Origin of the sequence: Vibrio sp. A1-b2 (assembly GCF_021726015.1) — a bacterium.
Lineage (GTDB): Bacteria > Pseudomonadota > Gammaproteobacteria > Enterobacterales > Vibrionaceae > Vibrio > Vibrio diazotrophicus.
The window spans coordinates 512,196-535,472 of sequence record NZ_JAKKCI010000003.1 but is presented as its reverse complement, the minus strand read 5'-3'; the positions used below and the strand labels follow the sequence as shown (position 1 = coordinate 535,472).

Genomic DNA, 23,277 nt, shown 5'->3' with positions numbered 1-23,277 from the left:
AACATTATGAAATAAATAGAAATATAAATATCCCTTTTCGTTTGACTGATGATTAATAAAACATCAGTTTTAAACAGACTCCCAAGTAAAAAACGTAATCTTAAGAAAGCTGCTTAGCGATTTGATCAAATGCATTCATCACCTCAGGGCTTGTCATCACTCTGCCATGACCTTGGTTTTGGGTGGTGATAAGCGTAACTCTTTCCATCTCTTGAGACGCCTTTTGCGATACCGAATATTTGGCAAATTTATCGCCTTCGTCATGAACAATTATAGTCTGAGACTCACGCTGCTTAAGCTTTTTGTACGGGTCAATCGACTGAATTGGGTAACGGTATTCGTCTTGAACTTCGTTGACGACCTCTTCAAACAGACGCATGGAATAACCGGAACGAGCCACGGTGCTGAACAAGTTATCTAAATAGTCCAATACGGGTGCAATCAACAACATAGGGCAGTTTGCTATTTTGGCGTGTCGACACTCCAACGCGGTCGCATTACCCATGCTGTGTCCAATCAAACCAACCACGTCTTCTTCACTGTCTAAGATCGCTTCTAGCCCACGCACAAACGCAGGAATGTGCCCTAACGCCCCTTCACTTTCACCATGCCCAGGATGATCGTAAGCAAGAGCGGTAAAACCTAAAGATGCAATGTGCTCCATTAGAGGATAAAACTGATTTGAAGAACCTGACCAACCATGAGTTAATACCCAAACAGGTCCCTTACCCAAACGGAAAGTGGTTAACTGACCTTCTGGTGAAGAAACGTAAGATTTGATTAAACCCTCAGGTGCCTGATTCTTCGCTTTCATACGACTTGGAGTAAGAAGAAGCTTTCTAGCCGTTTTCTTTGCGTGCCTCGGAGCCAACGAATGGTGCAAACGTGTGGTGACATTGACTAAGCTACGACGCCAGTTAAAACGTTGTGCTGTATTGAAGTAAATTTTCTCACTCATAACTATCCTTAAACCAAAAACGTACGGTCGTGCTTTTTATTGGTAAATTTTTGCTGGTTAACGTTTCCAGCGATCAAACAAATCGCTGACTCCTTGCCAAAATCTTTGGTGGCTTTGCTCTTGTCCATAGATGGAATAGAACAAATGCGCGCTAAGATACAAGCCATAAAGCTCGTAACTCGCTTGCTTGGCATCCAAATCCGCCCGAAACTGGCGGTTCTCAACGCCTTTATCTATCTGAATTTGTAAATACTGAATCCAATTAGAAATGATTTTCTTGAGCTCTTGCTGAATGGCACATTCACTTTTTGCTGATTCTTTCCAAGCATCCAAAAACATACAACTCCCTTGGAATGAATGGTTCCAGCCCATCCAACTATCTAGGATAGAACGCAGTTTACTTTCGATATTTTTGTCACCCAACTCACGTGCAGGAGCGATAACTCGAGAAATAAAAACTTGGTTAGCGAAATCAACTACCGCTAATTGCAGGTTCTCTTTTGAATTGAAATGAGCAAATAAGCCGCTTTTTGACATACCACAGTGCTTGGCAAGCTCTCCTATCGTTAAGCTTTCCAGACCATTCTCACTGGCAAGATCAAATGCTTTGGCCAAAATGTTCTCGCGGGTAATTTTTCCTTTGCTCATAACTCATCAGATTCAGTTAACACGCCAAGAAGTTTAGTACGATCGTTCTTTTTTTACAAACCGTCTTTTTGTAGGCAGAGACACACAAAATAAATTTGCATTGAAACAAATAAAGTATTGACCTTGTACTTAACTACAAAGTTTATACTGTTAAAAAATGAATACTGAATCGAGGTTTGTAAATGGCGTCATTAACCCGAGGTCAACTGGCTAAACAACTCAACATAACCACTGAGGCTATTCGATTTTATGAGCAACAAGGCTTAATCGAACCACTGCGCGCCAACAATGGTTATCGTCAGTATGATCAAAACTGCATTGATAGGTTGAAATTCATCCTTCACGCTAAAGAAGTAGGTCTATCTCTGAGTGATATTCAGGAATTGCTTTCGATTCAGATAGAGCCGGATCAGCACACCTGCCAAGAAGTCAAAGACATCACACTGGCAAAGCTTCATGAAATTGAACTGCGTATTGCCCAGCTACAGCATATGCACAACGCCTTGAAAGTGATTAATGAACGATGCTGTGGGGGCGCTCATTCGGCCGAACACTGCACCATCCTGACGGCCCTTACTCAAACTCAACCAGAGGAAGCTTAATATGCAAGCTATCACGACCTTTTTAGATACCTTACTTGATTTGTGGCTTGATGCTTCTTTCTGGCTGATCATAGGTTTGTTCGTTGCCGGTATTCTTAAAGTGACGCTGAGCAACGATAAACTGAGTAAACACCTTACCGGAGATGGAATGTGGCCGAGTGTCAAAGCCGCGATTTTGGGTATGCCACTGCCGCTTTGTTCTTGCGGTGTTATCCCTGCTGCGGTTGGGCTTCGTCGAGGTGGCGCTTCAAAAAGCGCAACCACCGCCTTTTTAATCTCAACCCCAGAGACTGGCGTTGACTCCATTGCTATTTCCTATGCGCTGTTAGGGCCATTTATGGCGGTCATACGACCTATAGCGGCGACAACTTCAGCCATTGCGGCAGCGTTTTTGGTGTTGATCACAGACAAAGACACACAAACCCCACCGCCAGCAACCGAAGCCGTCAAAACTTCTTGTTGTTCAGGTTCTCACAGTTGTAGTAGCTCTGGCTCATCTACACACTCATCTCAACCAAAAGCAGAATCATGGTTAAACAAGTTATGGCAAGGGCAAAAATACGCATTTACCGATTTGATTGAAGACCTGTCACTGTGGCTCATTGTGGGTCTTATCATTTCAGCTTTGGTGGTGACGTTTGTGCCTTCTGAAGCACTAGTAGAAATCAGCCGTAGCCCTTGGGCAATGGTACTGATGGCACTGATTGGTGTACCTATGTATATCTGCGCGTCTGCTTCAACTCCAATTGCCGCAGGCCTAATGCTGGCAGGTGTATCACCCGGCGCAGTATTGGTTTTCTTACTGGCAGGCCCTGCCACCAACATGGCAACCCTAGGTATTGTGAGAAAAGAATTAGGAACAAAAGCACTGGTTAGCTACCTAGTCGGTGTGGTGGGTGTGGCGATTCTATTCGGTTATGCCACCAACTTTTTAGTCGATACTTTTGCTATCAATATCGACGCCCAGCTAGCGGCCAGCAATGAACTGTTGCCACCCGTGATCGCTTGGGCAAGCGGCATTGCGTTAGCGGTCATTATTGCGGTAGATCTGTGGAAGAGATTCAACCCGAAACAAGAAAAAGCAAGTTGTTGTTCATAACGTTAACCGTTAGAAAGCATATTCCAATCAACTACAACACGCTGTAGAGTATAAAAATCTTACAATAAGCACTGTCGTTTGTTAGAGCGACGGTGTTTATTGCTTCTAATCTCTATCTTCACCTGAAGTTCAAGGAATGGGCGTGGACAGTCTCTTTCAGTTATTGATGTTTTCGGCCTCAATCACCGGCCCTATTTGCTTGATGCTTGTACTCGGGGTATTTCTTAAACGTATCAATCTGATTAACGATAACTTTATCGAAGTCGCCTCCAAGATAGTGTTTGAAGTGACGCTGCCAACCATGTTGTTTTTGAGCATCATAAGTTCAAAGCACGATTTCTCTTCCAGCGCTTCTCTGATTATTTACGGCCTTGTGGCGAATTTTCTGTTCTTTCTGTTCACCACTTTTGTCACCAAAAAGGCGTTTAATCGCCCACAAGATCAAGGAGTGATCATCCAAGGCGCATTTCGCGCCAATACTGCCATTATCGCCATCGCTTATGTTGCTAACGCTTATGGTAATGATGGGGTAGCACTTGCGGCTATTTATGTGGCGAGCATGACATTGCTATACAACGTACAGGCAGTGATCGCTTTAAGCGCGAAAAGCGATACCAAAGGCACTCCTCCATCGAAAATCATCTTTCGAACGTTAACCAAGAACCCGCTGATCATCGCAATATTGTTCGGCCTCTTTTGCTACGGATTCTCCATACCAATACCTAAAATGGTCACGGATGCTGGGCGCTATTTGGGTAACATGACACTGCCTTTGGCACTTCTTTGCACTGGTGGCTCGTTAGACCTAAAAGCATTGAAAGAAGATAATGCACCCGCTTGGTATGCCACAGGGTTTAAGCTGATACTCGCTCCGCTTCTGACCACCCTTGGCGCACTGATGTTTGGATTCAGAGGCATGGAACTCGGACTGGTTTTCTTGATGAGCTCTGCGCCAACCGCAGCGGCAAGTTACGTGATGGCGAGAGCGATGGGCGGAAATGCCACCTTGGCAGCTAATATCATTGCACTCACCACTGTTTTTTCCCTGTTCTCATGCACCTTGGGTATTTTCCTGCTGTCCGCATTTGATCTGATGTAACGGAGCCGTATCCAGTTCACATATCAGAGTCATCGTTCGTACCAAGCTCTAATTTATTGATGTGAGTCGAAAGAGATGAGTTGCATATACAGTATTGTTCTCGCTTTCCTTTTTTCTGTGTAAGTACTTATGTCTTCGATAAATAAAATCAAGAGCCTAGAGTTCGGAAGAACCGTGGCTATGCTCGCTATTATTGGCCTTCACTGCCAGTTATTTACCACTCATACCTTTTACAATGATGAACCCTGGCTTGCGTATCTGTTTAATCAAGCCACTCGCTTTGCAGTTCCGCTTTTCTTCTTGATATCAGGCTATCTAATACAACCTAAGCTAAATGCGACGCCTTTCGAGACAGTGAAACGATATTCTCTTCCGCTGGTTCGTATTTGGCTGGTTTGGAGCCTTTTCAGCCTGCTGATGCCATTCAACTTTGCTGATGTTGCAGAAAAAGGTTACCTCGCAGAACGTATGAGTTACTGGGACTATCTGCTGATGAATCCTGTGAACTCTCTGCTCGAAGGCGGCTTAGTGCACCTATGGTTTATACCTTCATTGATTATGGCGATAGCAATTATTGCTGCTTTAGTTCGCTGGAATATGTCAAAGTGGATCATTCCAGTCGCGGCCATGCTTTACATCTACGGTGTATTGGAGGGAAGCTACAATGTAGTGACGGAATTGGAAGCACCATTTTTTACCCGTAATGGCCCGTTCTTTAGTACTTTGATGGTGACTATTGGTTATGTGATACGCGAACGCAGTATCACCTGTAACATAAAAATGGCATCGTTATTGGCACTATCAGGAATGGCTTTGCATTTTGCTGAAGCTTATGGATTACACCAATATGGACAAGTGTTTAGCTACAACGATTACCTATTCGGCACCGCATTATGGGGCGTTGGAACTTTATTTGTTCTGTTAGCAAAACCCAACTGGGGAAGTGCAACGTGGATACAGTCTTACGCTAGCAGCGTATTAGGCATCTATGTTAGCCACTTACTGGTTGCGATCATTGTGATGAACATTTCTGGGCTGTTACAACAAAGCAGTTGGGACAGAGACATCACGCTGTTTGCAGGAACGACGATTATCACTCTACTCTTAGTGAAAGGAATCGAGCGTACTCCTCTCAGGAGGATACTGTTTAGATAGGAGCTTTATGTTTACGCGCGCAATCACTTTATCGCTACTTTTCGCTCAAAGTCTGGTTTGGGCGAACAGTGACAACACCGACATGCCATGGAAACTCGCAAAAAGCGAAGATGGCATTCGAATTCACATTCGTGAACATCAAGGTGGCTTGGTCGAAATCCGCGCACAGATGTTTGCTCCCACTACTTATCAAGCGTTCTTAGTGCTGCTGGAAGACAGTGAAAATCTGCCCAATTGGCTGGATAAAGTCAGCAGCAGCAAAGTATTGAAGCAGATATCACCCAACGAAAACATCGTCTATACCCAGTTCTCTGCCCCATGGCCTGCCCGAGACAGGGATATGGTGACGTACTCAAAATACCAAGTTGACAATGGTGCGTTTAAACTGGAAATCAAAGACGCGGCAGATCAATACCCAGAACAAAAAGGCTACGTTCGGATAAAATCCGTTCAGGCGGATTGGACTTTAGAAAAGCTCACCAATGGCTTGACTCATATCGATTACACTGCATACGCAGATCCGGGTGGTTTTCTGCCTGACTGGCTGGCAAATCAGCTTTCTGTTTCGAGTGCTTTCAACACTTTTGAAGCGCTGAAAGCTCAGCTGCCTCAATATCAAAATCGGCAGCATTCAAACATCAATGAGTGATTGTTGAAGCGATAAAAAAGCCCCGATTTATAGTGTAAATCGGGGCTTGCTTTTCTCAGTACTTATTACGATTTTAGCTTGTAGAACAGGGTCGAAAGTGGCGGTAAACGCACCAATAGAGACTGATCTAAACCTTCGCTTTTTACTCGTTCAGTTTCGGCAACTGTGACCGTTTCAAAATCGCTGCCAGAATAATGACCGCTATCCGTATTAAGCAGCAACTCATAGCGTCCCTCATTTGGCACCCCTAAACGGAAGTGTTCATGCGGTACTGGCGTAAAGTTGGTAATGGCCAAGATTCTCTCGCCCTTATCACTGATACGCTCATGAGCAATCACGCTAATGTCCGCAGCATCTTGCAAACGCCATTCGAAGCCGGATGGTTCACAATCACGCTCATGCAATGCAGCCTCGTTCTTATACAGATGATTCAGGTCACGAACTAAACTTTGGATGCCACGGTGGCGATCGAACGCGGTTAAGAACCACTGGAGTTGATCATCATGATTCCACTCTGCCGTCTGACCAAATTCAGCCCCCATGAAGTTGAGTTTTTTACCCGGCTGCGCATACATATAACCAAAATAGGCACGCATATTCGCCGTCTGCTGCCACTCATCGCCCGGCATCTTGTATATCAGCGACTGTTTACCGTAAACCACCTCATCGTGAGATAAAGACAACACATAGTTCTCACTGAATGCGTAAATCAGCGGGAAAGTTAACGTGTTGTGGTGATATTTACGATGTACCGGATCTTCTTTGATGTACGAAAGACTGTCGTGCATCCAACCCATGTTCCACTTGAAACCAAAGCCTAAGCCGCCCATAAAGGTTGGCGCTGACACACCCGGAAAGGCTGTGGATTCTTCAGCAATGGTCATCGCATTCGGGAAGTATTTATAAACCTCTTCGTTCATCCACTTAAAGGTTGCGATGGCATCATAATTTTCACGGCCACCATCAACGTTTGGAATCCACTGATCGTGACTGCGTGAATAATCGAGATAAAGCATCGACGCCACAGCGTCCACGCGAATACCGTCAATATGAAACATATCGAACCAATACAGCGCATTGGAGACTAGGAAACGACGCACATGTTCGCGTCCAACATCGTAGATGTATGAGTTCCAGTCCTGATGCCAGCCACGACGCGGATCAGGGTCATGGAATAGCGGAGTGCCATCGAAGTTCGCCAAACCATGATCATCCGACGGGAAGTGTGCAGGAACCCAGTCAAGAACCACACCGATACCAGCCTGATGGCACATATCAACGAAATATTTGAAATCATCCGGCGAGCCATAGCGACTGGTTGGTGCAAACAAACCAACAGGTTGATAACCCCAAGAGCCATAAAATGGATGTTCAGAAACCGGCATAAGCTCTACATGGGTGTATCCCATATCAACCAAATACGGAATCAAATGCTGTGCTAACTCGCGATAATTGAGGAAGTCTCCATTTTCACCACGTTTCCATGAGCCTGCATGCAGTTCATAAAAAGAGAGCGCTTCTTTTCGCTTTTGAGTTACAGGGCGATGTTGCCATTCACTGTCTTGCCATTGGTAACGGCTATGATCATAAGTCACAGAGGCAAAAGAAGGGTGTTGCTCAGCGTAGAATCCCCAAGGGTCAGCCTTATGAGGTAAACCTTCACCATGTGGTCCTTTCAGTTCAAATTTGTATTGAACGCCCTCTTCCAGATCCGGAATAAACAGACCCCAGATGCCATAATCTAAACGTTGCATCGGATGACGACGACCGTCCCATTGGTTAAAAGAACCAACCAGACTACACGCCGAAGCGTGAGGCGCGTAAACAAGGAAACGAACACCTGAGATCTGCTTACCATCGCGTTCTAACGTGACGAACTGCGAGCCCATATGACGATACATCTCTTTCGGAGTATGCAGGTCATCATATTCGGCATAAATTTCGTGGTACTGGTAAGGGTCATCGACAATTTGTTCGGTACCCGCCCAGTCAACCGCAAGAGAATAATGGGTGAAGCGAAGGTCTCTGTCTGATTTAAGAACAAAACCGGCATCGGTTTCTCTTTCAAGAGCCACTCTCGGCTCTCCTTCCACCAGCAACTCTACTTTATCAGCACCCGGCATCCATACTCGTAGTGCTCCTTGAAAAGAAGAAATAAACGGACCTAAAAATGCAAATGGATCAGCAAAACCAGCGTGAGAAAGCTGGTTATAGGCAACTTGTGTTTTCGAAGGCTTTTTAGCTTTTTTCAATACTCTTCTCCCAGCGCAACAGAGAAATAAAAATGCCCGCTACATTGGCGGGCATACTAGCGTAAGTTCATCTTACCGAACTCAAAAGGGGTATAGAGTGACCTAACTTAAACTTCTTGGTGTAAATATAAGAATTCACTAATTTCCCTCTGAGTGCTTGCTCGATTACTGACTGGCTTTCGCACGCGTTTCCGTTAAACGTGCTGAAATTCGGTTCACATCTTCACGGGCAAAGATTTCATCCAAATTCATCGACAACTTACGACGCCAGTTTGGATACTCATCAACGGTTCCCGGAATGTTGACAGGATTATCCATTTCTAACCAGTCTTCAAGCTGAATACTGAGTAGGCCTGACGAACCTGCCGCAACATGCAGTTGCAATGCTTCACTCAGGTATGAATCCATAGGAACTAGACTTGCATCACGACCTACGCCTTCAGGCAAGTAACCATGCCAAGCCACAGAGTCCAAAATGCCTTGTTTGCACTTCAAACGATCCTCAAACAGCTCTGCCAGTTGTTCTTTGTCTGGATACAAGCCAATTTCGCTACCCATTTTCAGGTCAGCACAGTGCCAGAAACCACGCAGAGTCGGCATATCGTGCGTACACAAAGCCGCCATGGATTGAGGCGCATAGTGAGCAGGAGAAATAAAGCCGCCGTCTTCTTTCGATGTTTCGAAGAAGAAAACTTTGTATGAGTGAACACCCGCATCACGAAGCAGATCCACGATTTCGTCCGGTACAGTACCTAAGTCTTCACCGATCACACTGCATTGGTGACGGTGAGATTCCAGCGCAAGAATGGCGAGCATGTCTTTCACTGGGTAGTAGATGTACGCGCCTTTGGTTGCGTTTTCGCCTTTTGGAATCCACCACAGACGCAATAAACCCAGTACGTGGTCGATACGGAGAGAACCACAATGCTTCATGTTGGCACGCAATAACTTAATGTAAGCATCATAGCCAGTCGCTTGCAGCACTTGTGGGTTGAGTGGTGGTAAACCCCAGTTCTGACCTAGTGGACCAAGAACATCTGGCGGCGCACCAATGCTCGCATCCAGAATCAGGTTACCTTCATCCGCCCATGTTTCAGAGCCAGAATCCGCGACACCTACTGCTAAGTCACGGTATAAGCCAACCGCCATACCTTTTTCTTCAGCCAGCGCCTGAGCTTCGTTGATTTGCGTGTCAGCAACCCATTGTAGGTACATGTAAAGATGTACGTCATCTTGGTTGTCTTCAATAAAAGTTTGTACCGCTGGATTTTCAAAACGACGGTATTTTTCAGGGAAAACAGGCCAGCCCCAAACATTGCTGTCTTCTGCATGCAACTGTGCGTGCAGCGCATCAAAGGTTGCTTGGTGCAACAGGCTATCACCGCCCTCTTCCACAAAGTCTAGGAACGCACGAGCACGGTCAGTGTTTTTATCCAAATGACGGGCTTTAAATTCAGTGAACAACAATGGCAGTACGCTCATTTTCATTTGCGCGACTTCGGTGTAGTTCACCCAATGCGATTCACGTGCTTTTTGCAGACGTTGTTGGAACTCAGCACTGCCCACTTTTTGCTGTGCTTCACCACTTAGTGCGAACTCTGGTACTGAGCTCACATCAATATAAAGAATGTTCAACCAACGACGAGAAGACGGGCTGTATGGGCTCGCCCCTTCTGGGTTCGCTGGGAACAGAGAATGGATTGGGTTCAAACCGACAAAATCACCACCACGAGAAGCGATATCCGCAACCAACTGTTTCAAGTCACCGAAATCACCGATACCCCAGTTGTGCTGAGTACGCAAAGTGTAAAGCTGAACACTTGGTCCCCAAAGCTTCTTGCCTTTTTCCAGAGCAGGTTGTTTGAAACACGCTGTTGGCGTCACAATAACCGTCATCTCATACGGCGCTTTACGACGCTTGCGAGAAACAAACAGCTTGTGGTAACCCAGTGCTAGATCACTCGGCAAAGAGAATACTAGCGGGCCACCTTCTGCACGCTCATCACGAACGATTTGAGATTGCAGATAGCCTTCGAATACTTCGCCTTGTTCGGTTTCTAGTCGCCAGTCAAACTCACTTTCACGAGCGCTAGAACCTAGGTTAAGAGACACTTCTAATGGCTCTCCTTGGCGAATCACTAATACCGCTTCCAACACATCGGCTTTGTGTTTTTTCTCAGCCGATTTTAATAAGGTTTGATCATTGGTTGTGTCATAACCTAAAGAAGCCAAAAGACGACGAATGGTCTCGTCTTCTACTTTTGCTTCATCGCCCCAAGCACTCACATAGCTATCGGCAATTTTTGCCATCGCTGCGACTTGTTTTAATGCATTTTGTTCTTTCATCGCTCTCTCCGAAGGGACTGCATAATCCTTCAAATGTGTAGGGTGTGTAATTATTTAATCTATGTCGATTTGGCTTTTATTCATTCTGGAACATATGTTCGTTGAGAGTTATAAGCCATTCAGCCAAGGCTTACGCCTTGGCTGTTTGGTTCTATTTTTTAGCGTTTGACGACTTCAAGCTGCCAAATATTATTCACGTAATCGCGAATACTGCGGTCAGAGCTGAACTTGCCCACCAGAGCGGTGTTCAATATTGCCTTCTTCGCCCAACCCGCCTGATCACGGTACTGCTTATCCATGTCTTCATGCGCTTTCACATACGATGCGAAATCGGCAAGAACAAGGTATGGGTCGCCACCATCAAGCAAGCTGTCGTAAGTTGCGCGAAGCTTCGCTGGCTCACCCGGAGTGAACTCGTCTGACATCAATAGCTCCATTGATGCTTTGAGTAATGGATCCGCGTTGTAGTAGTCGTAAGGGTTGTAACCTTTTGCTTTTAGTGACTCTACGCCATCCACATCCAGACCGAAGATGTAAATGTTGTCATCACCCACTTCTTCACGAATCTCAACGTTTGCACCGTCCATCGTACCGATAGTTAACGCACCGTTTAGCGCCATCTTCATGTTGCCGGTACCTGATGCTTCTTTACCTGCAGTAGAGATTTGCTCAGACACGTCAGCCGCAGGGATGATGATCTCCGCCATGCTTACACGGTAGTCAGGAATGAAGACCACTTTCAGTTTGTTACCGATACGTGGATCGTTATTCACTTTCTCTGCAATCTTGTTGATTGCGTAGATGATCTCTTTCGCTAGGTGGTAACCCGGTGCTGCTTTCGCTGCAAAGAACACCACACGAGGATGCACATCAAAAGATGGATCGTTGATGATGCGGTGGTACAGAGAAAGAATGTGCAGCATGTTTAGGTGCTGACGTTTGTATTCGTGTAGACGTTTGATTTGAACGTCAAAGATCGCATTAGTATCAAGTTCGATACCCATGTTCTCTTTCACCCAGTTAGCCAAACGCGCTTTGTTCTCTTTCTTCACTGCCATGAACTGCTTCTGGAACTTCGTATCACCAGCGAACTGAGAAATAGATTCTAGTTGGTCGAGATGCGCTGGCCACTGGTCACCAATTTTCTCAGTAATCAATGCAGACAAAGCTGGGTTACAGAATTTCAGCCAACGACGAGGTGTAATACCGTTGGTCACGTTCTGTAGACGACTCGGGTACAGCTCGTTGAACTCAGGGAACAGGTCACGTTTTACTAGCTCTGAGTGCAGAGCAGCAACACCGTTTACAGCGTAAGAACCGACTACACAAAGGTTCGCCATACGCACCATGCGATGGAAGCCTTCTTCAATAATGGACAGCTTCTGTTGTTTAGAAACATCACCCGGCCATTTCGCGCGAACTTCCTGCATAAAGCGATGGTTGATCTCGTAAATGATTTCCATATGACGAGGAAGCAGACGCTGAATCAAAGACTCGCTCCATGTTTCCAATGCTTCTGGCAACAAGGTGTGGTTGGTGTAAGCGAATGTCTTAGAACAGATGTCCCAAGCCGCTTCCCAAGATAGGCCACGCTCATCGACCAAAATACGCATTAATTCAGGGATCGCGATGGTTGGGTGAGTATCGTTAAGCTGGATTGTCTCTTTCTTCGGTAGATCTTCCAGTGCAAAACCAGCACCTTCATGACGACGAAGAATGTCACGTACCGATGCCGCACTGTGGAAGTACTGTTGCATCAAGCGCAGTGTTTTACCTTTCTCATGGTTGTCGTTCGGGTAAAGCACTTTAGTAATGTTGCCCGCATCAATCAGAGAGTGCTGAGCTTCGAAGTAGTTACCGTTGTTAAAGCTCTCTAGTGAGAATGGTGCAATGGCACGACATTCCCAAAGGCGTAGTGGATAAACAGTATCGCTTTGGTAGCCCACAATTGGTAAATCCCAAGGCATCGCTTGCACTAACATGCCTGGAATCCATTTGCGAACTTCTTTGCCATTCTCATGGGTCACTTCAACGTGGCCGTAGAAACCGATTTCTTGTTTCAGTTCAGGGCGTGCGATTTCCCAAGGGTAACCTTCGATACCACACCAAGCATCAGGCGCTTCTTTCTGATGACCTTGCTCGAAAGACTGTTTGAATAAACCGTATTCGTAGTGAAGACCGTAACCCACTGTTGGGTATTCTTGAGCAGCACATGAGTCCATGAAACACGCAGCAAGACGACCAAGACCACCGTTACCCAATGAAGGGTCGCGCTCTTCTTCCAACAAATCTGTTAAGTTTTGTCCCAATTCCGCCATCGCTTCAGAAACCTGTTCATAAAGGCCCATGCTAATCAGGTTGTTACCTGTTAAACGGCCAATCAGGAACTCAAGAGATAGGTAGTTCAGGCTTTTCGCATTAACGATGCGCTCGTCTTGCTCTGTTTCAAGCATGTCGAACGTTGTTAATTCTGCTAGAGCATGACCCATAGCCAAATACCAAGAACGGCTAGAAGCATGTTCCACAGTGGTCGCGTATGTCGCGGTAAGATTACGCTTTACGTTCGCTTGGAACGCTGCTTTATCAAACGTTTTCTGTTGCGTAGGTTTCATCGAGAAATCTCTCTTATCAGTTCTAATTCATCTGTGCCATATCCTGCCCGTACAACAAAATGTAAACATCCTCCCAAGTTGTCATGAATTTAGGAGGAGGAGTGAGGGCGTAGAGGGTGTAGCACTTAAGTCGGAGTGATCAATCTCTCATTGATAATCCAATCCGCGAGATTCTGAGTGATTGAGATCACAACGACTGCCTCAATAACCTTAGACGGGGTTTAAACAGCTCGGAGATTCAAGCGGTGCTCCTTTTGCTCATAATGTATACTTCGTCACACTAAAATTATCGTTTTTACTCAAATTACATAAAATTTCGTACAAACCACCTGCCAACCAAACGGATCGCTAGGCAATTTTATTGATCAAGTTCACAAATTAGGGGCGTAGTCTGCTAAAGAATGTGAATAGTGCGAGATTCGAGAAAGGGATCAATAAACGTAGTGAAAAACATCAAGTAACATCATTGCCACAAAAGTGACAGAGATCTCTGTTTTCTCCTCTTATTATTTGATCGAAGGGAGATCAAGAATGTGGATTCCTTCTAAACTGACGCGCCCCGGCCGCCTGCACAACGCAATTGTTCGTCCAAGAGTGCTGGACATTTTGCATAACGCCACATGCTATAAGTTAGTGCTATTTCGCTCCCCTGCAGGCTATGGCAAAACTACCATGGCGGCTCAGTGGCTTGCAGATAAACCTCACGTTGGTTGGTACAGCATTGACGATAGTGACAACGATCCTTTCCGATTCTTGAACTATTTTCTACAAGCGATCAATAAAGCAACGGATCAAAGTTGCCCGAATGCGCAAAAACTGGCGGAAAAGCGTCAGTTCTCTTCGATTCATTCACTGTTTAGTGAAGTGTTCACCGAAATGGCTCACTACCACCAAGAATGTTATGTGGTGTTGGATGATTATCATCTGCTGTCTGATGACGAAATTCATGAAGCGATGCGCTTTTTCATCAAACACATGCCGGACAACATGACCTTAGTGGTGACCAGTCGCGCAGCGCCACCACTGGGCACAGCAAACTTGCGTGTACGTGATTTGATGATCGAGATTGGTAATGAACTGCTGGCATTCGACACCGAAGAGACCACCCGTTTCTTTAATCAACGAGTTACCGATGGCGTAGACGACTCTACAGCAAACAGCTTACGTGATTACGTAGAAGGCTGGCCTTCAGCGTTGCAACTTATCGCGCTGCAAGCGCAATATCAAAAGCGTACTCTGGAGCAAAGCGCGGAATCTGTTTCTCACTTCAATCATGCACATTTGTGGGATTACTTGGTTGAAGAGGTATTTGACCTTCTCGACAACGAAACCCGTCAGTTCCTGATGCAGTGTTCAGTGTTGGAACATTTCAACGATTCACTGGTCACCGCACTGACCAAGCGTGACGACGCGTTAAGTATGATTGAATCGTTAAACCGTTTTGGCTTGTTTATTTACCCGTTGGAAGGCGAACACAACTGGTATCGCTTCCACAATTTGTTTGGTGAGTTCCTTGCCCACCAGCGTCTGGCTCGCATTCCACAGCAAGAACACGACTTACACCGCGAAGCGTCACTGGCATGGTTAGAAATGTCTAACCCGCACCAAGCTTTGCGTCATGCCAAAATCGCTCAGGATACCGATTTACTCGCCACCATTTTAAGCAAACACGGCTGGAGCATGTTCAACCAAGGCGAATTGGAGATGTTGGAGTCTTCAATTAACCTGCTTTCTTCTAATCAGCTTTATAGCGAACCTAAGCTCTGCATGCTTCAAGCTTGGCTCGCTCAAAGTCAGCACAGATACAACGATGTCGGTGCCCTGCTTTCCAAAGCTGATGAAGAGATGGCAAAGCTTAATGTGGAACTGTCGAGTAAAGAGCAAGGTGAATTCAACGCATTACGTGCTCAGGTTGCGATTAACCAAAACGAACCGGAAAAAGCTTTAGAGCTCGCTGAATTAGCTTTAAGCCAGCTCGATAACACCATTTATCGCAGCCGAATTGTGGCAACGTCCGTTGTGGGTGAAGTCAACCACGTATTAGGTCAACTCAGCCGTGCTCTGCCAATGATGCAGCAGACCGAGAAACTGGCTCGCCAGTATCAGGTTTATCATCAGGCACTTTGGGCATTATTGCAGCAAAGCGAAATTCTGATTGCTCAAGGTTATGTTCAAGCCGCTTATGAAGTTCAGGACAATGCGTTCAAACTGATTGAAGAACATCAACTTCACCAGTTGCCATTGCATGAATTCTTGTTACGCGTGCGTGCACAAATTCTCTGGTGTTGGAACCGTTTGGATGAAGCCGAAGAGTGCGCCTACAAAGGGTTGGACGTTCTCGGCAATCACTCACCAAGTAAACATCTGCACAGTTATTCTATGCTGGCGCGTATCTCGGTTGGCCGTGGCGAACTGGACAAAGCGAGCCGCTTTATTGAGCAGATTCTGCATCTGATGAAACAATCTAGTTACCATGTTGACTGGACGGCGAACGCGTCGCTTTCATTGCTGCTTTACTGGCAAGCTCGTGGTGATATGGATTCGATTCAGAATTGGCTGAATACTTCTACTCGCCCAGAAAGAGCGTGTAACCACTTTTCGCAACTGCAATGGCGCAATATTGCCCGTGCTCAAATTAACTTAGACATGATGGAAGAAGCCCAGCAAACGTTGGAATTCATGCAAGAAGAAGCGAAGAAGTATCAGTTAATTACTGATATCAACCGTAACCTGATTGTTGAGTCGATTCTGGCAACGACTCTTGGTAAAGAAGAGGAAGCACGCGATAAGCTTAAGCAAGCGTTAGCACTCACTAACCAAACCGGTATGATTGGCAACTTCCTGATCGACGGTGCCAAAGTGGGTCATGTGTTGGAGAAACTGATTCAACGCGGTGAACTGGGCGATTTAGAACGCCACCGTGCGCAACAGTTAATGAAAGAAATTTCAACCACTCAACGCAGCCGCTCTGTGCATTTTGATGAAGAGTTTGTAGAGAAACTGATCAATCACCCGAACATTCCGGAGTTAGTACGTACTAGCCCGCTAACCCAACGTGAATGGCAAGTGTTAGGTTTGATCTATTCCGGTTTCAGCAATGAACAAATTGCACAGGAACTTGATGTGGCAGGAACGACCATCAAAACTCACATTCGCAATCTGTATCAGAAACTCAATATTGCCAACCGCAAAGAAGCGGTTCACACCGCTGAGAATCTGCTGCAGTTGATGGGATATTGATTCGACTAAAACGCAAAGAGCCAGCAATGCTGGCTCTTTTTATATTCTTTCTTAAGCTTAGAAAGGTTTTGGCGCGAAACCTGTCATCACTTCAATGCGCATGGCTTTACCAATTTTCGTCATTGGGTGAACAACCACTAAGCCTTTTACTTTCTTCTTAAGCTTACCTAAATCCGCTTGCTCTTCTTTGGTGATTTCACGAGAGAAAGCCATATCCGATAACTCTTTACGCTCTTTATTGAGATCGTACTCAGCTTTGTGCTTCAAGCTTTTTAGCTGCTTAGTCAGTCTATCGATGTCATCGGTAAATTTAGTGATCATCGCACTATCGCCGCGAGTCTTGGCTGCATCCAACTTGTGATGGCAAGTATCGATGCGATTGTTCAGTTGTTGAATGTCGTTCTTCAGACTCATGGTTTAGTCCTTACATAAAATTTGGAGGCGGAGTATAGCATAGCTGCTTCAGTAGGACATGTGGAATTTATATAGAATGAATTCGTTAGTATTTAGTCACTTCTATAGGCAAAGCAAAGGGATGACAGTGCCAAAGTGTGAACGTCGAGCCTATGATTACAGAAACTCAATTCACCTCAGTGAAGATCAAACATCAGCACTGAGGTGAAACCCGTGTAATTAAGCCAAAGCCTCTAAGTTAATATCGGCACGAGTTGATGATACAAGCCGATTCCTAGCAATACGTTGAATGGGAATGTCAAACCCAGAGAGCTCAACATCGCAAGACCTATGTTTGCTTCAGGTATTGCCGCTTTAATCGCAGCAGGAGCAGCAATATAGGACGCGCTGGCGGTTAAGCTGGCAAGTATCACTATCGACCCTTCGCTTAAACCAAGTAGACCGCCAATCACCACGCCGATTGAACCTAAACACATAGGAGCACAGAGTGCAAAGACCATCAATCGCCATTGCTGGACAGGTAAAGGTCTGAGTGTATGAGCAGCCGTGATACCCATTTCCAATAGGAATAGAGCCAGTACCGCTTTAAAACCGCCCATCAACAAATCAGTTACCGGAGCGCCTTCTTTACTGCCGTACATTAGACCGATAATCACGCCACCCACCAGCAATATAACGCCTTTGTTGGTTAATGCTTCATGCCAAAGCGCACCAATAGAAACCGGCTTCGCATTCGGTAATGCAGAGCTGTGACGACGGTATAACAGCAAACCAACGATGATGGCTGGAAGCTCCATTAAGACCAAATACAGAGTGACTTCGGCTCCAACGACGAGCTGTTGCGCTTGTGTGTACGCCAAAGCTACGGCAAAAGTACCAGCACTCACAGAGCCATAGTGCGCTGCGATACTGGCGCTGTCTGCCAAATTTAAGCCAATAATTTTTCGTAAAATTGGGAAGAAGCTTAATGGAATCAGAGCACCGATCATCAATACCGCAGCCATTTCAGGTACGAGTCCCCAGCTCACATTGCCATGGAGAGCCATCCCCCCCTTGAGGCCGATGGTCAGCATCAGCAATAAACTTAACATCTCATACATAGCTTTAGGGATGGTCAGATCTGAACGGACTAAACCGGCAAATAAGCCCAACACAAAAAACATTACAACGATATCTGGCATTTATCTTCCTTTTGTTCGGTGTTGTTTTATTACAGTTTTCATTCTGGGCGGGATAATAGGGGAGATTTACCATTGACAGAAATAAAAATATTGATAACCATCCATAGATAATTATCAATATTTAAAAGTAAACCATGAACATTCGTCACCTTACTTTTCGTTTATTGCAGGTATACGTGGATGTCATTCAAACTGGCTCTATCAGTGAGAGTGCTAAACGTCTGCATCTCACTCAACCCACTGTTTCCCTACAACTTAAGCGACTTCGAGAAGCGATAGATGATCCCTTATACACTTTAGAAAACAACAAAGTTGTCGCGACCGATACCGGACAAGAGTTGTATCGCATCTGTCAACAAACTTTAAGTAATTTCAATGACTTCAACCAATACCTAGATTCCGTTCAAGCCGGGCAAAGTGGTCATTTTAGTATTGCCATGGTGAGTACCGCGCAATACATATTGCCTCGCCTTCTCGGGCCATTTAGTCAGCGATTTCCCGCCGTCGATATCAAAGTAGAAATAGGAAACCGAGAGCAAGTTTTACGACGCTTTGAGCAGGGGCAGGATGATTTGTACGTGTTTAGTCACCCCCCTTCACTTGAACATGCATGTGCTGGACGCTTTTTGTTAAACCCATTAACTCTGGTTGCTCCCTCAGACCACCCCTTGGCGCAACAACGTAAAATTTCCTTTTCCGATCTGAAGCAACAACGATTTTTGCTACGTGAGCAAGGTTCGGCAACACGTATGTTGTTTGAGAGCTGGTTGCAAACACATGGGATGACGTTGTCCAGTAGCTTGCAAATGGCCAGTAATGAAGCGATTCGAGTAGGCGTCAGTTCAGGAATGGGATTAGCGGTATTGTCCAGCCATGTGCTTCCTGCACATGACCAAAGCATCGTCGCTTTAGATGTTGAGGATTTTCCTATTGAAAGCCACTGGTACTTTATTGCCCGTAACGATCGGCATCTTGCACCGGCAGCACTTGGTTTCTTGCGCTTTGCAGAACAACACCTTGAAACTTACTTAGGTAAAAAATGGGCGAGAAACGGATTAAAAGAGCTGCTCAGCAAGTTAGTTTGACCGCGCTAAAGCTTCATCCGCCTCCTTCATTCCAAATGGCTTTCATTGTTGTTTTATTACAAAAAGAAAAGGCACCTTTAAAAGGTGCCTTTGAGCTTGTGACGGGTTTTCTAAATAGAAAAACTTAAATTGAAAGTGGAATAAGCTCTATACCGAGTACGGTACTGATGCCCATGACAACCAGTAACGACACTTTGAATACCGCTTTTGACCATTCAACATAGTTTTCTTCAGTGACTTTCTTAAAGGTCACTTGTGTCCACATGAAACATACGCCTGCAGCAACAACCAAGTATTCATAACCACCATTTCCAAGCAGGAACAGGGCTAACGCCACAAGGTTGAACGCAACCACATAAGCGATCATGTGTTTACGAGCCTTTTCGATACCAGACACGACAGGCAACACAGGGATGCCCGCGTTTTTGTAATCTTGCATGCGAAACATGGCAATCGCGTAGGAATGCGGCATCTGCCATAAACAGAACAACGCAAACAGCAAAACAGCTTCCAAGCTGATGTAATTTGTCACCGCAAGGTAGCCGACCAATGGAGGGACGGCCCCAGATACGCTGCCGACCAGAGTTCCATACACTGAGTTGCGTTTGTACCACATGGTGTAAAAGAATACGTAGAACACGTAACCCAATAGCACCACCACAGCTGATAAAGGATTCGCCATGCTATAGAGCAAAGCTGTTCCCGCTAGCAGCAGTACAATGGCAAACACGAACGCATGATCAATGTTGATGTCACCCTGAGCCAGTAAACGTCCACGTGTTCTGTCCATTTTCAAATCAATATCGCGATCGAAAATATTGTTCACCACGCAGCCTGATGCGATCACCATTGCCACACCCGCTAAGGTGCACAACAGTAATAATCCATCCGCAGCTTCTGATTTAGCTGCGAGGAAATACCCCGCAGCAACAGAGATCAAATTGCCGATGATAATCCCCGGCTTAGTGATTGATAGGTAACCTCTGATCATTTCAACCTACATCGACATGTTGACGTTAAGGTTCCACATGATCCAGATAGACCCAACAATCAGTATCAAAACAACCAATACGGTGAACATCAGTGAAACAAAGTTCCACTTGCCTTCATCTGTCTTAATTTCCATGTGTAGGAAGTAGATGAAATGAACAATCACCTGAATCAACGCACACCCAAACAGGATTGCGTATGTGATGTCTTTTGGCAGACTTTGAGTCGCGACAAAGTAAAACGGAATAATGGTCAGTATCAGTGACGCAATAAAACCTTTTACGTAGTCGCTCTTCGCGCTATCTAAATGTTGGTTGCTCATTACATAACCCCCACTAGGTAAACGATGGTAAATACACAGATCCAAACGATATCGAGGAAGTGCCAGAACAAGCTCAAGCAGTTAAAGCGAGTTTCCATCATGTCGTTCAAGCCTTTGGTTGATAGCTGCCAGTAGCACACTGCCAACCAGATCAAACCAAAGCTCACGTGTAGACCGTGTGTACCAACTAGCGTGAAGAACGCAGATAGGAACGCGCTGCGTTGAGGGCTTGCGCCTTCAGCGATCAAGTGGTGGAACTCGTACAGCTCCATCGCAATAAAGCCAGCACCGAGAACGAAAGTAATCGCTAACCAACGTTTAAGAGCCGCAATGTCTTTGCGCTTCATTGCAATCATGCCGAAACCGAAAGTGATACTACTGAACAGCAGCATCATGGTTTCTACAAATACGAATGGCAGTTCAAACAGCTCTTTCGCATCTGGGCCACCAGCGGTCGCGTTAGCAAGTACTGCGTACGTTGCGAACAAGCTCGCGAACAACACGCAGTCGCTCATCAGGTAAATCCAGAAACCAAACAGTTTCAGACCACCAGTATCGTGGTGATCATGTGCATCATGAGTATTAGCGTGCATATGTCACCTCCATATCGCTGTCGTCTTCGTTCTGAGCCGATACTTGACCTCTCGCTTCTAGAACACGTTTACGGTGCGCTTCTTCAATCGCTTTGATTTCATCAACTTGTACGTAGTAATCGATGTCTTCATTGAAGCTATGCTTGATAGCCGTTACGACAACACCGATAAAACCAACAGCGGCCAGCCACCAGATGTACCAAATCATTGCGAAACCGAAAATCAGTGCAAAGGCAGAGATATACATACCTGTCGCCGTATTCTTTGGCATATGGATTGGCTGATATTCCACTTCTTTAGTGATGTCGTGTTCACCACGCTCTTTCTGGTACCAGAAAGCATCTAACTCGTTGCCTTTTGGAATCACAGCAAAGTTATAGAATGGAGGTGGAGAAGAAGTCGCCCACTCCAACGTACGGCCATCCCAAGGGTCACCAGTAACATCAGGGTTCAGGTGACGGTCACGAATACTGACGTAGATCTGAATGAACTGACACATTACGCCTAGCGCGATAATTGCAGTACCGAATGCTGCCACTGCAAGTAGCGGGAAGAATTCAGGATCGAGATTTTGGCTGATACGACGAGTCATACCCATGAAGCCCAGCGCGTAAAGTGGCAGGAATGCTAGGATGAAACCTGTAATCCAACACCAGTAAGCGCGTTTGCCCCAAGTTTCATCGAGCATGAAACCTGTCGCTTTCGGGAACCAGTAAGTAATTGCCGCGAAACAACCAAATACCACACCGCCGATGATGACGTTATGGAAGTGCGCAATTAGGAATACTGAGTTGTGCAATACGAAGTCTGCACCCGGAACCGCCATCAGTACGCCTGTCATGCCACCAATCGTGAATGAGATTAGGAAACCAACCGTCCACATCATAGGAGTGGTAAACGTAATACGGCCTTTGTACATGGTGAACAACCAGTTGAAAATCTTAACCCCTGTTGGAATTGAGATGATCATGGTTGCGATACCAAAGAAAGCGTTAACGTTCGCACCACCACCCATAGTGAAGAAGTGATGTAGCCATACAACGAAAGCAAGGATGGTAATAACGATCGTTGCCCAAACCAGTGACGTGTAGCCAAACAGTTTCTTACGAGAGAAGGTTGCCGTCACTTCAGAGAACACTCCGAATACAGGTAATACAAGGATGTAAACCTCTGGGTGCCCCCATGCCCAAATCAGGTTGACATACATCATCATGTTGCCACCCATGTCATTGGTGAAGAAGTGCATCCCCAAGTAACGGTCAAGCGTTAGAAGCGCGATGGTCACCGTTAAAATTGGGAAAGAAATAATGATCAAGATGTTTGAACACAGCGAAGCCCAAGTGAACACAGGCATCTTCATCAATGGCATGCTTGGTGTACGCATACGTAGAATGGTCGCGAAGAAGTTCACGCCAGATAACGTCGTACCTACTCCGGATATTTGCAGCGCCCAAATCCAGTAATCGACTCCTACTCCCGGACTGGCATCAATGCCAGAAAGCGGTGGATACGCAAGCCAACCAGTACGGCCAAACTCACCCACAGCCAGAGACATATTGGTCAGGATAATACCCACAACAAACAACCAAAAACTGAGGTTGTTCAAAAACGGATACGCAACATCGCGAGCACCGATTTGCAGTGGGACAATAATGTTCATCAAACCAATGACGAGCGGCATTGCCACAAAGAAAATCATGATCACGCCATGCGCGGTAAAGATTTGATCATAGTGGTGCTGAGGCAGATAACCTGCTTCACCCGCTGATGAAAGTAGCTGTTGGCTACGCATCATCACTGCATCTGCAAAACCACGAAGTAACATGATCATCGCTGCAGCAATATACATAAAGCCAAGCTTTTTATGGTCTACCGATGTAAACCACTCATTCCAAAGATACTGCCATTTACCCATGCGAGTAATAGCCGTAACAACAGCAAGGCCAACGATCGCAATCACAGCAAGCGTGATCATGATAATTGGCTCATGGTATGGAATGGAGTCTAAAGTAAGTCTTCCAAACATCGTCTG

The 23,277-nt window shown here is 45.7% G+C and carries 18 protein-coding genes; 7 read left to right on the top strand and 11 right to left on the bottom strand.

The annotated features are described in order from the left end of the window. Nucleotides 1-100: 100 nt before the first annotated feature. Both L3V23_RS09910 and L3V23_RS09905 read right to left on the bottom strand, forming a co-directional pair. On the bottom strand, nt 101-958 hold the full coding sequence (locus L3V23_RS09910; protein ID WP_237292280.1) for an alpha/beta fold hydrolase: 858 nt from the start codon (nt 956-958) through the stop codon (nt 101-103). A gap of 57 nt (nt 959-1,015) precedes the next feature. Continuing rightward, nucleotides 1,016-1,606 carry a TetR/AcrR family transcriptional regulator gene (locus L3V23_RS09905; protein ID WP_042479591.1) on the bottom strand — a complete coding sequence of 197 codons (591 nt, stop codon included), beginning with the start codon at nt 1,604-1,606 and terminating at the stop codon, nt 1,016-1,018. A 182-nt stretch (nt 1,607-1,788) separates the two neighbouring features. On the opposite strand from L3V23_RS09905, the gene zntR reads away from it, so the two are divergent. From zntR to L3V23_RS09880, 5 genes are all read left to right on the top strand, one after another. Continuing rightward, nucleotides 1,789-2,208: a Zn(2+)-responsive transcriptional regulator gene (gene zntR, locus L3V23_RS09900; RefSeq protein WP_102985661.1), complete on the top strand. Its 420-nt coding sequence runs from the start codon at nt 1,789-1,791 to the stop codon at nt 2,206-2,208. 1 nt (nt 2,209) lies between these two features. Beyond that, nucleotides 2,210-3,307, top strand: coding sequence for an SO_0444 family Cu/Zn efflux transporter (locus L3V23_RS09895; protein WP_237292279.1), 1,098 nt, complete (start codon nt 2,210-2,212; stop codon nt 3,305-3,307). Nucleotides 3,308-3,473: 166 nt separating this feature from the next. After that, entirely contained in the window at nt 3,474-4,406 is a 933-nt protein-coding gene (locus tag L3V23_RS09890) for an AEC family transporter (protein ID WP_237292292.1), read from the top strand. A gap of 129 nt (nt 4,407-4,535) precedes the next feature. Continuing rightward, nucleotides 4,536-5,561 carry an acyltransferase family protein gene (locus tag L3V23_RS09885; protein ID WP_237292278.1) on the top strand — a complete coding sequence of 342 codons (1,026 nt, stop codon included), beginning with the start codon at nt 4,536-4,538 and terminating at the stop codon, nt 5,559-5,561. An 82-nt stretch (nt 5,562-5,643) separates the two neighbouring features. After that, complete coding sequence (locus L3V23_RS09880; protein WP_237292291.1) at nt 5,644-6,210, top strand: START domain-containing protein; 567 nt, start codon at nt 5,644-5,646, stop codon at nt 6,208-6,210. A gap of 65 nt (nt 6,211-6,275) precedes the next feature. On the opposite strand, the gene glgB is transcribed toward L3V23_RS09880, so the two are convergent. The 3 genes from glgB to L3V23_RS09865 form a co-directional block, all read right to left on the bottom strand. Then, nucleotides 6,276-8,462: a 1,4-alpha-glucan branching protein GlgB gene (gene glgB, locus L3V23_RS09875; RefSeq protein ID WP_237292277.1), complete on the bottom strand. Its 2,187-nt coding sequence runs from the start codon at nt 8,460-8,462 to the stop codon at nt 6,276-6,278. A gap of 165 nt (nt 8,463-8,627) precedes the next feature. Beyond that, entirely contained in the window at nt 8,628-10,808 is a 2,181-nt protein-coding gene (gene malQ / locus L3V23_RS09870) for a 4-alpha-glucanotransferase (protein WP_102953299.1), read from the bottom strand. A 158-nt stretch (nt 10,809-10,966) separates the two neighbouring features. Beyond that, entirely contained in the window at nt 10,967-13,420 is a 2,454-nt protein-coding gene (locus tag L3V23_RS09865; protein WP_237292276.1) for a glycogen/starch/alpha-glucan phosphorylase, read from the bottom strand. A 531-nt stretch (nt 13,421-13,951) separates the two neighbouring features. Here L3V23_RS09865 and malT point away from each other — a divergent pair. Continuing rightward, on the top strand, nt 13,952-16,660 hold the full coding sequence (gene malT / locus L3V23_RS09860) for an HTH-type transcriptional regulator MalT (protein WP_042479577.1): 2,709 nt from the start codon (nt 13,952-13,954) through the stop codon (nt 16,658-16,660). A 57-nt stretch (nt 16,661-16,717) separates the two neighbouring features. Here the strand turns inward: malT and L3V23_RS09855 are convergent, their stop codons facing one another. Together L3V23_RS09855 and L3V23_RS09850 are read right to left on the bottom strand one after the other, a co-directional pair. Further along, on the bottom strand, nt 16,718-17,074 hold the full coding sequence (locus L3V23_RS09855) for a YibL family ribosome-associated protein (protein WP_042479576.1): 357 nt from the start codon (nt 17,072-17,074) through the stop codon (nt 16,718-16,720). A gap of 233 nt (nt 17,075-17,307) precedes the next feature. Next, nucleotides 17,308-18,255: a sodium-dependent bicarbonate transport family permease gene (locus tag L3V23_RS09850; protein ID WP_042479575.1), complete on the bottom strand. Its 948-nt coding sequence runs from the start codon at nt 18,253-18,255 to the stop codon at nt 17,308-17,310. A gap of 134 nt (nt 18,256-18,389) precedes the next feature. Between L3V23_RS09850 and L3V23_RS09845 the strand changes: the two genes are divergently transcribed. After that, on the top strand, nt 18,390-19,340 hold the full coding sequence (locus L3V23_RS09845; protein ID WP_237292275.1) for a LysR family transcriptional regulator: 951 nt from the start codon (nt 18,390-18,392) through the stop codon (nt 19,338-19,340). A 124-nt stretch (nt 19,341-19,464) separates the two neighbouring features. Here the strand turns inward: L3V23_RS09845 and cyoE are convergent, their stop codons facing one another. The 4 genes from cyoE to cyoB are packed head-to-tail and all read right to left on the bottom strand — an operon-like array spanning nt 19,465 to nt 23,271. Then, complete coding sequence (gene cyoE, locus L3V23_RS09840; protein ID WP_237292274.1) at nt 19,465-20,331, bottom strand: heme o synthase; 867 nt, start codon at nt 20,329-20,331, stop codon at nt 19,465-19,467. A gap of 6 nt (nt 20,332-20,337) precedes the next feature. Further along, nucleotides 20,338-20,652 (bottom strand): cytochrome o ubiquinol oxidase subunit IV, encoded by a 315-nt coding sequence (gene cyoD / locus L3V23_RS09835; RefSeq protein ID WP_237292273.1) that lies wholly within the window; start codon nt 20,650-20,652, stop codon nt 20,338-20,340. Continuing rightward, on the bottom strand, nt 20,652-21,245 hold the full coding sequence (gene cyoC / locus L3V23_RS09830; RefSeq protein WP_042479560.1) for a cytochrome o ubiquinol oxidase subunit III: 594 nt from the start codon (nt 21,243-21,245) through the stop codon (nt 20,652-20,654). The genes cyoD and cyoC overlap by 1 nt, the downstream gene beginning before the upstream one ends. Further along, nucleotides 21,235-23,271, bottom strand: coding sequence for a cytochrome o ubiquinol oxidase subunit I (gene cyoB / locus L3V23_RS09825; protein ID WP_237292272.1), 2,037 nt, complete (start codon nt 23,269-23,271; stop codon nt 21,235-21,237). Before cyoB ends, cyoC begins: the two co-directional genes overlap by 11 nt. Nucleotides 23,272-23,277: the final 6 nt, after the last annotated feature.